The sequence below is a fragment of the Gillisella terrae genome (assembly GCF_004801395.1).
Lineage (GTDB): Bacteria > Pseudomonadota > Alphaproteobacteria > Rhizobiales > Rhizobiaceae > Allorhizobium > Allorhizobium terrae.
On sequence record NZ_SSOA01000002.1, the window covers coordinates 256,448 to 269,835 of the forward strand.

General features: G+C 54.9%; 12 protein-coding genes and 1 riboswitch. Of the genes, 2 read left to right on the forward strand and 10 right to left on the reverse strand.

Annotation, left to right across the window (positions count from 1 at the left end):
• Positions 1-80: 80 nt before the first annotated feature.
• Positions 81-1,337 carry a tyrosine--tRNA ligase gene (gene tyrS / locus E6C51_RS04900; protein ID WP_190235235.1) on the forward strand — a complete coding sequence of 419 codons (1,257 nt, stop codon included), beginning with the start codon at positions 81-83 and terminating at the stop codon, positions 1,335-1,337.
• Positions 1,338-1,614: 277 nt separating this feature from the next.
• Positions 1,615-2,367, forward strand: a complete 753-nt coding sequence (locus tag E6C51_RS04905; RefSeq protein ID WP_190235236.1) for a glyoxalase superfamily protein — start codon at positions 1,615-1,617, stop codon at positions 2,365-2,367.
• Between the two features lie 189 nt (positions 2,368-2,556).
• Here the strand turns inward: E6C51_RS04905 and bluB are convergent, their stop codons facing one another.
• The 10 genes from bluB to hemN all read right to left on the reverse strand — a co-directional run bounded on the left by bluB (position 2,557) and on the right by hemN (position 13,219).
• Complete coding sequence (bluB, locus tag E6C51_RS04910; protein ID WP_190235237.1) at positions 2,557-3,243, reverse strand: 5,6-dimethylbenzimidazole synthase; 687 nt, start codon at positions 3,241-3,243, stop codon at positions 2,557-2,559.
• Between the two features lie 78 nt (positions 3,244-3,321).
• A riboswitch (cobalamin riboswitch) is annotated at positions 3,322-3,502 on the reverse strand.
• Between the two features lie 18 nt (positions 3,503-3,520).
• Positions 3,521-4,354, reverse strand: a complete 834-nt coding sequence (locus tag E6C51_RS04915) for a TolB family protein (protein ID WP_190235238.1) — start codon at positions 4,352-4,354, stop codon at positions 3,521-3,523.
• A gap of 4 nt (positions 4,355-4,358) precedes the next feature.
• Positions 4,359-6,035 carry an NAD+ synthase gene (locus tag E6C51_RS04920; protein ID WP_190235239.1) on the reverse strand — a complete coding sequence of 559 codons (1,677 nt, stop codon included), beginning with the start codon at positions 6,033-6,035 and terminating at the stop codon, positions 4,359-4,361.
• Between the two features lie 68 nt (positions 6,036-6,103).
• Complete coding sequence (locus E6C51_RS04925; protein ID WP_230987091.1) at positions 6,104-7,045, reverse strand: lipid A biosynthesis lauroyl acyltransferase; 942 nt, start codon at positions 7,043-7,045, stop codon at positions 6,104-6,106.
• Between the two features lie 13 nt (positions 7,046-7,058).
• Entirely contained in the window at positions 7,059-8,087 is a 1,029-nt protein-coding gene (locus E6C51_RS04930; RefSeq protein WP_190235240.1) for a zinc-binding dehydrogenase, read from the reverse strand.
• 58 nt (positions 8,088-8,145) lie between these two features.
• A complete protein-coding gene (locus E6C51_RS04935; RefSeq protein WP_190235241.1) occupies positions 8,146-9,432 on the reverse strand; it encodes a beta-ketoacyl-ACP synthase in 1,287 nt (428 codons plus the stop codon).
• 13 nt (positions 9,433-9,445) lie between these two features.
• The gene (locus tag E6C51_RS04940; RefSeq protein ID WP_190235242.1) at positions 9,446-10,651 is read right to left on the reverse strand and encodes a beta-ketoacyl-ACP synthase; all 1,206 of its coding nucleotides are present in this window, start codon (positions 10,649-10,651) and stop codon (positions 9,446-9,448) included.
• 287 nt (positions 10,652-10,938) lie between these two features.
• The gene (locus E6C51_RS04945) at positions 10,939-11,412 is read right to left on the reverse strand and encodes a 3-hydroxyacyl-ACP dehydratase FabZ family protein (protein ID WP_190235484.1); all 474 of its coding nucleotides are present in this window, start codon (positions 11,410-11,412) and stop codon (positions 10,939-10,941) included.
• 70 nt (positions 11,413-11,482) lie between these two features.
• Positions 11,483-11,761: an acyl carrier protein gene (locus tag E6C51_RS04950; RefSeq protein WP_075640705.1), complete on the reverse strand. Its 279-nt coding sequence runs from the start codon at positions 11,759-11,761 to the stop codon at positions 11,483-11,485.
• 108 nt (positions 11,762-11,869) lie between these two features.
• Positions 11,870-13,219: an oxygen-independent coproporphyrinogen III oxidase gene (gene hemN / locus E6C51_RS04955; RefSeq protein ID WP_190235485.1), complete on the reverse strand. Its 1,350-nt coding sequence runs from the start codon at positions 13,217-13,219 to the stop codon at positions 11,870-11,872.
• Positions 13,220-13,388 lie beyond the last annotated feature (169 nt).

Here is a 13,388-nt window from a genome sequence, read left to right on the forward strand (position 1 = left end):
CGAAATGGGTGCAATTTCAAAAGAACAATGCTAAAGCCGCCTCAAATTCCACAAGTCTGATACCAGAAGGCGTGACGATCATGTCAAAGTTCAAGTCCGATTTCCTCCACACAATGCATGAGCGCGGTTTTATCCATCAGATTTCTGATGAAACCGGCCTTGATGATCTGTTGTCGAAGGAAAGCGTGACGGCCTATATCGGTTATGATCCAACCGCATCCTCGCTTCACGCTGGCTCCCTCATTCAGATCATGATGCTGCACTGGTTTCAGGCCACAGGTCATCAGCCGATTTCGCTGATGGGCGGTGGCACCGGCATGGTGGGCGATCCATCCTTTAAGGAGGAAGCCCGGCAATTGATGACCCTGGAAAAGATTGAGGACAATATTGCCTCGATCAAGCGCTGCTTTGCCCATTACCTCGATTACGATAATGGCCCCAAGGGCGGCGCATTGATGCTGAACAATGCCGAATGGCTGCGTGAGCTGAATTACCTCGAATTCCTGCGCGATGTCGGCCGCCATTTCTCGGTCAATCGCATGTTGTCATTCGATAGCGTCAAGACCCGTCTGGACCGCGAACAGTCTCTCTCGTTCCTGGAATTCAACTACATGATTCTCCAGGCCTATGACTTTGTGGAACTGAACAAGCGCTACGACTGCCGTATGCAAATGGGCGGCTCTGACCAATGGGGCAATATCATCAACGGCATTGACCTTGGCCACCGCATGGGCACACCACAGCTCTACGCGCTGACCTCGCCGCTGCTCACCACATCCTCAGGTGCCAAGATGGGCAAGTCGGCCACGGGTGCTGTGTGGCTGAACGCCGACCTGCTCTCGGCCTATGATTTCTGGCAATACTGGCGCAACACGGAAGATGCTGATGTCAGCCGCTTCCTGAAGCTCTACACAACGCTGCCGATGGATGAGATTGCCAAGCTGTCTGCCCTTGGCGGTGCGGAAATCAACGAGGTCAAGAAAATCCTCGCCACCGAAATCACCGCCATCCTGCACGGTCGCGAAGCCGCTGAAGAAGCAGCCGAGACCGCCCGCAAGACTTTTGAGGAAGGCGCACTGGCCGACAACCTGCCCTCCATCGAGATCGCAACCTCCGAGCTCGAATCCGGCATCGGCCTTCTGGCCCTGATCGTCAAAGCCGGCCTCGCCTCCTCCAACGGAGAAGCCCGCCGCCATGTGCAAGGCGGCGCTGTAAAGATCAATGATCAAGGCGTGTCAGACGAGCGCATGAGCATTGGCACAGGCGAAGTGACGGCGGATGGCGTGATCAAGCTGTCACTGGGCAAGAAGAAGCATATTCTGGTGCGCCCGGTTTAATGTGGTGGGCCTTCTGTGCTTGAGTGAGCGCAGAAGGTTCTCACCTCACCGAGGCTCGATACGACATTGTGATCCGTATGGAGCAACTGAGCGGCAAGACTCACATTGACAGGAATAGTCCAAGCAATAATATTGCCTGCAAGGTTGATGTTACCGGCCGCTCACACCCTTTGGTATGGTGAAAGCATCGAATTGACGATCAATTTCCTTGCGAGAGGTCGATCCGTCAGCAACGTGAGCACTGGCCTTTGGGATTGACCTATCACAGGGAAACTAAATGTATACCTACCGAGACGCCAAGCGTATGGCGAAGGTTCTCGTGACTTCTCTTCGTGAGAAAAGTGTCGATATATCCCATGGCGAAAGCCTGAATATTATTGCAAAACAATTTGGCTTGGATGATTGGAATACACTCTCCGCCCGGATAAAACGGGCAGAAGCATCCGATGAACGCCGCCTGCAAGGCATTCAGGCGTGGAATTTCGTTGGTGAATACCCAACTGAATTCGATTATGGCGTTGATGAAAACGCACTGGGTTCAAGCCGCAGGGCAGCGCTGATCAGCTACACGCAGGCCATACCAACACGATACAGTCATACGGCAAAAGTCTTTGGCACACTTATGCAATCCGTATCTGCGGTACCTTATCATGGGAAACGGCTGGAAATTTGCGCTGATCTGGCCACCGAGCGCGTGTCCCATGGTGCAACCATATGGATGCGCGTCGATAAATCCCCAGGCCACGTACTCGTCTTTGATAACTTGAAGCAACATCCTGATGGTTGGCTGTTCGGTGATAATAGCTGGACAAAGCGACGAATCATTCTTGACGTTCCGCCGGAGGGCGTTTCACTTCACTTCGGTTTTTTCTTGAAGGGAAAGGGCAGCGTCTGGGCCGCAAATTTTGATCTCACTGTCGTGGATAATTCCGTTCCACTTACGGCGCAGGCGATAGAGACTGTGCGGGAGCAAACATGGACCGCGCCTCAGAATCTTGATTTTGCGAAAGTTATTGATTTAACCCAGTGACAAGAGAGAACGGTGAGTGGGAACGCCTTCGCACTTACCGCTTATCTTGATGCAAATCGCCCTGTGTCAGCAAAGCCGAAGTAAGGTACATTACGTCGCAAATTTGTCGCAGAACATGGAGTCTAGCGATTGGTCCCAACTGTAACCATTTTGATCTTCCTGCGGCCCTGAAGGTGCACAGTTCCAGTCTCATACCGTTTCTCGCCACCCCTCCTCAAACACCAAATCCTCCAGCGCCAACCGCTTGCGCCAACCTTTCACCTGCAATTCCGGCTCATCATAAAGCTCAGTGACTTTGCCGAGACAAAGGTAGCCGACAATCTCAACCCGGTCTGGAATATTGAGAATGGCGCGTAAATCTGCATCGTGAAAAATGCTGACCCAGCCCATGCCGATGCCTTCTGCACGGGCGGCAAGCCAGAGGTTTTGGATGGCGCAGACGGTGGAGTAGCTGTCCATGCGGGGGTTATGGGTTCGGCCCAACACCACGGGGCCTGCGCGGTCTGGATCGCAGGTGACACAGATGCCGAGGGGGGCTTTGAGAATGCCTTCCAGCTTCAAGTTCCGGTAGAGAGTGGCTTTTTCGCCTTCAAACAGGCTTGCCGCCTCATCATTGGCCTTGGAGAAGGCTTGCCAGACGGCTTGGCGTCGGGCGGCGTCGCGCACCAGAATGAAGTTCCACGGCTGCATGAAGCCCACCGAGGGCGCGTGGTGGGCGGCGGTGAGGATGCGCCAGAGCGTGTCATCGTCGATTGGGTCGGGCAGAAATTCATCGCGCACGTCGCGGCGGGTCATGATGGCCCTGTAGACGGCGGCGCGTTCCTGTTCAGAAAATGCCCCGGCGGAAACCAGAGAATCGTTTGGTGTGTCTTGCATCGTTTGATCCCCAACAATGCGCCTTCCGCGATTCGAGACGAATCACGGTCGAGCAAAACGCGCCTGCCGTCCATGCAGGAGCATCTATCTTGTCAGGCCGGTCTTCTGACTGGGCTTCGTCTGATTGCCTCACCTTCCCGGTTCTCACCAGTGGCATAAAAAGCAACCATCCACCTCACAGCGTTGGGCACGTTGCGGAATTTCACCGCATTCCCGATTCTCTCATCGTAAAATGAGCACCTGACAAAAGCTATCTAATGGAAAGAGTGCGGTCCGACTAGGCACTGACCGGAAAATACCGAACATAGGCAAACTCTTCACCGGATGGTGACCAGCTTGGCACGTTGATGCTGCCCTGCCCGCCAAACAGCTCAAACAGGGTTTCCAGATTGCCGCCATCCATATCCATCAGGCGCATGCGCACATTGAGATCGCGCGGGTGGTCAAACACCTCAGGATCATAGGAGATCAGCACCACTTTGCGATTGTTGGGGCAAGGATGCGCAAACCAGTTGCCGTAATTATCGTTGGTTATCTGCTGCAAGCCCGTGCCGTCCGGGTGGATGCGCCAGATCTGCATCAAGCCGGTGCGGCTGGAGTTGAAATAAATCCACTGCCCATCCGCTGACCAATCCGGGCCGTCATTGCGGCCCTCGCCTTGGGTCAGGCGGCGCTCGTCACTGCCTTCAACCGTGATGGTGTAGATATCAAACACCTGATTACGGATGCCGCAATAGCACACCCGCTGCCCGTCCGGCGACCAGCCGTGCCAATAGGATGGGAGGTTATCGGTGATTTGGATGGGCGTGCCACCCTCAGCGGGCAAAATGTAGATGCAGCTCTTGCCATGCTCGACCTTATCGCTGATCGCCAGCCACTGACCATCGGGCGACAGCCCATGGTCATTGTTGCAACGGGTGGCAAAGCCTGTGTCGATTTTAACGGGCACCGGCGCACCGAAAAGCGGCAACCGATACATCAACCCATCATCATTGATGATCAGGAACTGACTATTACGTGACCAGTTTGGCGCTTCTACCAGCCGTTCCGTCTGCCAGACAATGCGGCTCTGGCGGGTCTTAATGTTGTAGATCTCGACAGAGCTTCGCATCACGTCACCTGTCCCGGAAACGGTTGGTGATCGGATAGCGGCGGTCCCGGCCAAAATTCTTCTTGGTGATTTTCACACCCGGAGCCGACTGGCGGCGCTTGTATTCGGCCAGATAAAGCAGATGCTCCACCCGATGCACGGTGGCAATGTCATGGCCACGGGCCAGAATGTCCTCTACAGACATTTCCTTTTCCACCAGACATTCCAAAATATCATCCAGCACTGGATAAGGCGGCAAGCTGTCCTGATCGGTCTGGTTGGGCCGAAGCTCTGCCGAGGGTGCTTTGGAGATAATATTGGCAGGGATAACCTCGCCCGCAGGCCCAAGACCACCCACCGGCACTTGCGTATTGCGCCAGGCCGACAGTGCATAGACCTGCATTTTGTAAAGGTCTTTAATCGGGTTAAACCCGCCATTCATATCGCCATAAAGCGTGGCATAGCCTACCGACATTTCGGATTTATTGCCGGTTGTCACCACCATGGAGCCAAATTTGTTGGATACCGCCATCAGAATGGTGCCACGGGTACGGCTTTGCAGATTTTCTTCGGTAATGCCGCTTTCGGTACCCTCAAACATATCACCCAGGCTGGAGAGGAAACCTTCAACCGGCTCGGCAATCGGCACAATATCGTAATGGCAGCCGAGCGCTTTGGCGCAATCCTCAGCATCCTTGAAGGATTCCTGAGATGTGTAATGATAAGGCAGCATGATCGTGCGCACGCGCTCCCGCCCAAGTGCATCCACCGCCATAGCCGCGCAAATGGCCGAATCAATGCCGCCAGACAGGCCAAGCACAACGCTCTTGAACCCATTCTTGTTGACATAATCGCGAAAGCCCAGCATGCAGGCGCGGTAATCGGCCTCCTCGCCTTGCGGAATGTCTGCAACCACGCCCGCTTCGCAGCGCCAGCCATCCTTGCCGCGCTGCCAGGTTGTCAGTGTCAAGGCTTCCTCAAATTGCGGCATCTGAAATGCCAGCGATTTATCGGCATTTAGGCAGAAGCTGGCTCCATCAAACACCAGCTCATCCTGTCCGCCCACCTGATTGGCAAACACCAGCGGCAGGCCGCTTTCAATCACCTGCTTTAATGCCACCTGATAGCGCACATCCAGCTTGCCGCGATAATAGGGCGAGCCATTGGGCACCAGCAAAATCTCTGCGCCGCTTTCGGCCAGCGTTTCGCACACGCCCAGATCATTCCAGATTTCTTCGCAGATCGGCACGCCAATGCGCACGCCCCGGAAATTCACCGGCCCCGGCATCTCGCCTTCAACGAAAACCCGTTTTTCATCAAATTCGCCATAGTTGGGCAGATCGATCTTGTCGCGCAGCGCCAGAATTTTGCCGCCATCAATGATGGCAACGGAATTATGCCGTCCTTTTTCCCCCTGACGTGGAAAACCGATGATCATACCGGGGCCACCATCGGCAGTATCGGCGGTAAGCTGATCAACGGCCGCCTGACACGCTTTCAGAAAAGCGGGTTTCAACACCAGATCTTCTGGCGGGTAGCCAGACAGAAACAACTCTGTCAACAACACGAGATCAGCACCGAGAAAAGCCGCCTGCGCGCGCGCATCCCGCGCTTTCGCAAGGTTGCCAGCCACATCGCCGACGGTCGGGTTAAACTGTGCTACCGCAATGCGAAGCGTTTCGGGTCTGGATATATCGGTCATGCTTGAGGTTTAGCGCGGAGCGGGCGCGTTCGCAACGGTCGAAATTCCGAAATTGCCGCCCGCTGGTTTCAAGAGGCCTGAAGGGTGTTTTTGATGTTCCAGCGGTCGTGATACCAAAGCCATTGCTCGGGATATTCCCGCACCCAGCTCTCCACCTTGTCATTCAGCATTTGCGCCGTGGCCTGCACATCGAGGTTGCCTTTGTCATCCAAGGGCAGAGCAATTCTGGGCTCTATTTCCAGCCGATAGCGGTTTCCCGGCAAACGAATGCAGCGGGCGGGAAAGACATCGCAATCAAACTGGCGAACCAGCTTGGCCAACAGCGGATTGGTACGCACATCCTGATTGAAAAAGGTTGTTGGCTTTCCACGCGAAAACTTTTGATCCACCAGAATGCCAACGCCATTGCCACCTTCCAGCTGGCTGGCAAGATGAAAAGCCGAGCCAGCATGCGATGGCACCAGATTTCCCATCCGTGCTTTTCGAAAGCCAAACACCATATCGGCGATATACGGATTGTTGGGCGGACGAAACAGCACGGTTACGTCCAGACCATAGGCAGCACCAGCCACCGGCAGCATTTCAAAATTGCCGGTATGGGCGGTGAAAACAATGAAGGGGCGGCGCGCGTTAAGCAATTCCATAAACACCGGAATGCCGGAGACTTCTATGCGCCCTTCACCCGGCTTTGCCGGATCAAAATCAAACAGCTTGTCGAGAAACACATATTCCGCCGTCTGACGACCCATGTGGCCCCAGGCATCTGAGGCAATTTTTTCGATCTCTGCCGCCGTTTTTTCCGGAAAGGCATTGCGCAGGTTGGTCAACATCAGTTGATGGCGGGCCAGCTTCGGCCCAACAAAGCGCACCACACGATCAGCAAAATTCAAGGCAGCATCCGCTGGAAACACTTTCAGCGTCATCAGCAATATCAGCAGCAGTTTGGCCACCAACCATTGCGGAAACGCGCGAAAGCGCAAAACCAGCGGCGTGAGAATTCGTCGCAACAGCCGTTTCACGGCATTAATCCATTTTCAGAATGATCTTGCCGAAAATCTGTCGGCCTTCCATGCGCTTCAGCGCAACATCAATATCTTCAAACGTCACTTCGGTATCGATCACCGGATGCACAATGCCGCGCGCCATTTTCTGCATGGCATTGGCCATGTTTTCCATGCGGCAACCAAAGGAGCCAAGCAGCTTTAGCTGCTGCTGGAACAGCATCATCAGGTTCATCTCGGTCGAAACACCCGAGGTGGAGCCGCAGGTCACAAGCCGCCCGCCGCGCTTCAGGCACAGCATCGAGCCTGCCCATGTGTCTTTACCGACGTGCTCAAACACCACGTCAACGCCCTTTTTCTTGGTCAGCTTGCGCACCACGCCTTCAAACCGATCTGTGCGATAATTGATGACGTGGTCTGCACCCAGCGCTTTCGCAGGCTCAATCTTATCGTCCGAACCGACCGTGGTGATGACCGTGCAGCCAATTTTCTTGGCCAATTGAATCGCTGCCGTACCAATTCCTGAGCCACCGGCATGGACCAAAATCGTCTCGCCGGGTTCCAATTTGGCATTGTCAAACAACATATGCTCAACGGTGCCAAAGGTCACAGGGGCAAGCGCTGCCGCCACGGCATCCACACCCGGAGGAGCGGGCACCAGCAAACGGGCCGGAATATTGATCTTTTCCTGCGCAAAACCATCAAGATGGAAGCCGTGCACGCCGCCTACATGTTCGCACAGATTGTCGCGACCTTCGCGGCATGGCTTGCACAGCCCGCAGGTGCGCGCGCCATAAACCGCTGCCAACTGCCCGGGCAGGATATTACCAACGCCCGGACCAATGGCCTCAACCACGCCCGATGCTTCAGCGCCAATTACCAGCGGCATTTTGCGCTTGGCAAAGGCCATGCCGCGCCAGCCCCAGACATCAATGTGGTTCAGTGCGACCGCCTTGACGCGCAGCGTCACTTCACCCGGACCGGGAGCGTCTGGCTCTGGCAGGTCGGTGATTTCCAGCTTACGGTCTTCGATCAGTTGCAATGCGCGCATAGGTCTTAATCCTTCTTGCCCGAAGGCCTTACTCTCTCAATTTTTTCTCAGCACCAGCTTATGCTGGCTCCAACGCCATGATCAGGCTGGCATTTTGCCCGCCAAAGCCAAAGCTGTTTGACAAAACAGCACTGACCTGCGCATCGCGCTTCACATTTGGCACCACATCCATAACGATGCTTGGGTCCGGGTTGGTGTAGTTGATGGTTGGCGGCAAGGTGCCGGTCAACATGGTTTGAATGGAAAAGACCGCTTCAACAGCACCGGCTGCCGTCAGCGTATGACCAATCATCGACTTGTTGGATGACACAGGAATTTGGTCGCTCAAGCGCTCACCAAACACTGAGAGCATGGCACCATATTCCATCTTGTCATTTTCAGGGGTCGAGGTGCCGTGGGCATTGATATAGCCAATAGCATCTTCCGCCAGCCCTGCGTCATCCAATGCAGCCCTGATGGTGGCAATCGCTGGCCCGCCATCTGGTGAAGAGCGGGTGCGATGGAAATGATCGGCCTTTTCGCCACAGCCCTTCATGATGCCCAGCACCTTTGCGCCACGCGCAATGGCCGATTCCAGCGATTCCAGTACCAGCGTTGCCGAGCCTTCGGCAATCACAAAGCCATCACGGTCCTTGCTGAAAGGCTTGGAGGCCTTTTCTGGCGGATCATTCTGGGTGGAGAGTGCCGACAACAGCGCAAAACGGATCAGCGCTTCCGCACCCACAGATCCATCTGTTGCCACCGTCAGCGCACGATCGGTGCGGCCCTGACGAATGGCTTCAACACCAAGCTGGATTGCTGTTGCACCCGATGCGCAGGCCGTCGATAGCGTGACGGGCAAGCCACGGGTGCCAAAGCGGTCAGCCAGACGCTCCGAAATCGAGCCAAACTGTACGGCCTCCAAAAACACAGGGTCAGCTTCTGCCCGCACTGCGGCCAAAACCTGCTGATATGCGTGAGCATATTCACCCTTGGGTGCGCGCTCGGCCAAAATGAAACGATCTTCCCACTCAGGCTCAACCGGCGGGGCGGCGAGGAAAAGTGGGCCGTTAAACTCGCCGGAAATACCGGCCTGCGCCAAGGCTTCGAGCGTTGTTTCGCGTGCCATGGCATAGGAGCGCTCAACTGCGTTGTTGGCTGGCACGTCAATAAAATCCACCGTGCCGCTGATGCGGGTGTTCAGGCCCTCCGTGGGAAAGCGGCTGATGGCGTGAATGCCTGAAACACCGCCGGTGAGCTTGGCCCAATTGTCAGCGAGCCCCTGCCCCAACGAGGTAATGACCCCCATGCCGGTGACGGCAACGATGGGGCGGCCCAAATGATCCTTGAAACGAGAATTCGTCATGTGTCTCAACTCCTCAGGCTTCAGCCGACAGGCGCGCCATGCCTTCGCCGCGCACATAGCCAACCGTTGTGACAATCGCCTCGCTGGCAGGCTCGCTCATCACAGCCTCGGCCTTTTCATCAAAAGCCGGAACCGTGGTTTTTGAATCCAGCGCCAAGGCTGCCAGCGCCAGACCAACCGGGAACTGTGCTTCCAGCCCATGCCCTGTCACGCCACCAAAACCGCGCACCACCGAGCCTGGGAATGCAGCGTCCAGCACTGCCTTTTCCCGCGCAGAAATATCGTGCATGCCGCTGGCACCGGACAACACCAGAGCACCAGAGGCCATATCCTTGCCAACGGCCTCGGCAATGCGGTTCAGGCGCTTTTCCAGGCCGCCCTCATCGCGACGGCCACGATCACTCTCAATGGCGTCAATCGTTGCATAGATATGCGCACCGCGCGCTCGCGCATGTTCCCGCGATTCCAGCACCAGGAATGCCCCAACGGTGCCAAGAATCATGCCGCCGCCATCCGCCTGCTCACGCTGCCACAGCGGCTTCCATTCGCCCTTGGCATGGGCTTGAATGCCCTCGACCAGCAGAAAAATATCATCGCGGCCAGCAACAAATGCGCCACCCACCAGCGAGTGCGTCGATTGCCCGGCACGGATGCGATGAAATGCGGTTTCAATGGCTGACAGGCCGGCCGCTTCTTCACCCATAAATGTGCGCGACGAGCCTGTGACCTTATGAACAATTGAGATATTGCCCGCCATCAGATTCGAAAGCTGCGCCAAAAACAGGGTTGGCCGCAATTCTGTGGTCAGCTTCTCATTGACCAACTGCTCACGATCATTGCGCTTCAGACCTTCGTTGATGATCAATGTATCAACGGCAACGTCACGCTCACCACCACCAGCCGCGACAATCATATCCATCGTGGAACAGGCTTCCACGTTATCTTTCAGCCCGGCATCATCCAAAGCAAGGCCGGCAGAATAAACACCAAGCCGCTGCCAGTTTTCCATCTGGCGCTGATCACCGCGCTTGGCGATTTGCAAAGACCAGTCAATCTCGGGCATGGGGTGAATGGGGTATGGCTTGAACTTTTCCGACTCAATCGGTGGAACAGGCGCATTTTTGCCCGACAGCAGCGCAATATGCGGCTCTTTACCCGTACCAAAGCAACTGACAATACCGATGCCGGTAATGACCACATCCTTGGGCGTCTTTTGCATATCATACCTCTTCAGCAACACCGTGCTTTGAAACCAGCAGCACCGTACATAGGGAGTCTGCCGCGTTCATGCCAACCGGCACAGCCTCTCAATTGTCTTCTCTGCGTTTATCATTGGAGAAAACTGGCAGCCACTCTTCCCAAATAAACTCTTACAGCTGAACACCTGACCCAAGCGAAAACCTCAGGGTCAGGGTTATAGACCTGCCGTACTCCGACAGACGAATTTACGCAATAAGGCCGCGCGCAAAAGCGGCGGCCTTATTGACGAATTCCTCAGAATCTCACTTAACCAGCAGCGGAGATTGCAGCCATAAGGCCGATATCTTCGGCCCGCCTGCGCACGATATCTCCGAGCGGGATCTCGGAAAAGGACATGGTGCGCAGTTTAAGCTGGCAATCCGCCACTTTCTTGCCGTCGCAGGTTATTTTTGCTTTGGTGACAGCGAAGCCGGAGCCTTCGTGCTCGAGATAGGCTTCGATATCCAAAACGGCATTCGGCTCAACAAAGCTGCGCATTTTCGCACCATCGACCGACATCAAGAACGGCATGGACGCAAAATCCGTAACAGCGAGAACCAGAAGCCCCGAGGCCTGCGCCATCGTCTCGATCAGCAACACGCCAGGCACAAGCGGCATTCCAGGAAAATGCCCTTCAAAAACCGGGCTTTTTTCCGGCACAACCGATCGCGCCTTCAAAGTTGGACCACTGAGATCGACGGATTCAACCTTATCGACCATCTGGAAATATTCCAAAAGCATCAGATACCCTTTGCCTTTCGCACAAACATCAAGCGTCGCTTGCATCAAGCGCCGCCTGAGGTTTTGGTCATCAAGCTTTGGCGGCTTTCAGCTCATCAATCTTGGCACAGAGGTTCTTGAGCACGAAATATTCTTCCGTGGTCACCTTGCCTTCATTGACTTCCTGAGTCCACTTTTCCAGCGGGATCTTGATGCCGAATTCCTTGTCGATCGCAAACACGATGTCGAGGAAATCGAGGCTGTCGATGCCAAGATCATCGATGGTGTGGCTTTCAGGCGTAATGGTTTCCCGGTCGATCTCGCTGGTTTCAGCAATGATGTCGGCAACTTTATCGAATGTAGCGGTCACGCCATTTTTCCTTCACAAATTCAAATTCAGCGTTTCACATAGGCAAAACTCAAACAAAAGCCAATGGCCTGTTTAGCCCGTTAGCCGCAAATTTTCGATCATCATGGTTCAAACTGCGATGGAATGTCGTGCTTTGCCGTTCGAAAGGTAGCAATCGAACACGGCAGCCACGCTACGGGCAAAGGTTCTTCCAACTCTGGTCAGAGCAAAATAGTCCTGCTCGATGCTGCATAGGCCATCACGATCGCTGCCTGCAAAAACCTTTGCCTCTGTGATGATCAGCTCCGCATCCTGCGGAAAAGCCCTGCGCAATTCGGCAAACGAAAAGCCGAAATCGCACATGATCTGCTCAATCACCGCAGCGCGGGCGCGATCATCGGTGGAGAGCGCAATGCCACGCACCGCTGCCAAACCGCCCTGCTTGACCATCCGCTGATATTCGCCCGTGGCTGCCATGTTTTGCACATAGCCCTGCGGCAACTGGCTGATGGAGGATGCGCCAAGGCCGATCAGGGCGTCGGCTGCATCTGTGGTATAGCCTTGAAAATTACGCCGCAAGCGGCCTTCCCGCGCAGCCGTTGCCATAGAATCATCGGGCAGAGCAAAATGATCGATACCGATTGCCTGATAACCGGCATCGACCAGCATGGATGCTGCCCGCGACATTTGCTCAAACCGCTGGCCGACACCCGGCAACGCATCCTCGGCAATCATGGTTTGGTGCTTCTTCATCCACGGCACATGGGCATAACCGAAGAGTGCAACGCGATCCGGAGCCAAAGACAGAATATCGCGCACAGTGCTTTGCAAGGTTTCAACGGTCTGATGGGGTAATCCGTATAAAATATCACAGTTCACCGAGGTAACGCCGCGCGCCCTCACCGCCTCAACCACTGATTTTGTCTGCTCAAATGTCTGGATGCGATTAATGGTTTTTTGCACGACGGGATCAAAGTCCTGCACCCCAAGGCTGGCGCGTGTCAGACCTATGGCTGCAAGGGCGTCAAAACGCCCCTCATCGAGATCATTGGGGTCCATCTCAACGCTCAACTCCACCGCCTCGGCAAAACTGAAATGCGCGCGCAAATGCGCCATCAGAGCAACCATGTCTTCGGGGCGCAACATGGTGGGGGAACCGCCACCCAAATGCACTTCTACGACTTTCGACTCAGCGCTCACACGAGCGCCAACCTGCTCGATTTCAACAAAAAGCGCTTCAAGATAGGTCTTTATCGGTCCATATTTCAGCGTATGCCGTGTGTGACAGGCACAAAACCAGCAAAGACGGTCACAGTAGGGAATATGAATATAAAGGGAAATGGACTGCCCTGCTGAAAGGGTTGAGAGCCATTGCGAATATTTGCCGCAGTCTACGCCACTGTGAAAATGCGGCGCGGTGGGATAGCTCGTGTAGCGAGGAACGGCAGCAGAATATTTGTCCAGCAGGTCTTTCACAATCATCAGGCTCAGCCTCGTGTAAACGCATCTTGGCCTCATGAATTAGAGCATCGGCAATAACAGCGCTTTGACTTCGATCAATTTCTTGATAGTCTCGTTTAAGTAGAGATATTGACGTAAATCGGGTCGTGGCAAAGGCTCGATATCGACAATGGATGGTGCATCCATT

Bases quoted from the DNA above. Each gene is read 5' to 3' on its own strand.
- tyrS (WP_190235235.1), top strand. From the start codon at position 81: ATGTCAAAGTTCAAGTCCGATTTCCTCCACACAATGCATGAGCGCGGT.
- E6C51_RS04905 (WP_190235236.1), top strand. From the start codon at position 1,615: ATGTATACCTACCGAGACGCCAAGCGTATGGCGAAGGTTCTCGTGACT.
- bluB (WP_190235237.1), bottom strand. From the start codon at position 3,243: ATGCAAGACACACCAAACGATTCTCTGGTTTCCGCCGGGGCATTTTCT.
- E6C51_RS04915 (WP_190235238.1), bottom strand. From the start codon at position 4,354: ATGCGAAGCTCTGTCGAGATCTACAACATTAAGACCCGCCAGAGCCGC.
- E6C51_RS04920 (WP_190235239.1), bottom strand. From the start codon at position 6,035: ATGACCGATATATCCAGACCCGAAACGCTTCGCATTGCGGTAGCACAG.
- E6C51_RS04930 (WP_190235240.1), bottom strand. From the start codon at position 8,087: ATGCGCGCATTGCAACTGATCGAAGACCGTAAGCTGGAAATCACCGAC.
- E6C51_RS04935 (WP_190235241.1), bottom strand. From the start codon at position 9,432: ATGACGAATTCTCGTTTCAAGGATCATTTGGGCCGCCCCATCGTTGCC.
- E6C51_RS04940 (WP_190235242.1), bottom strand. From the start codon at position 10,651: ATGCAAAAGACGCCCAAGGATGTGGTCATTACCGGCATCGGTATTGTC.
- E6C51_RS04945 (WP_190235484.1), bottom strand. From the start codon at position 11,412: ATGCTTTTGGAATATTTCCAGATGGTCGATAAGGTTGAATCCGTCGAT.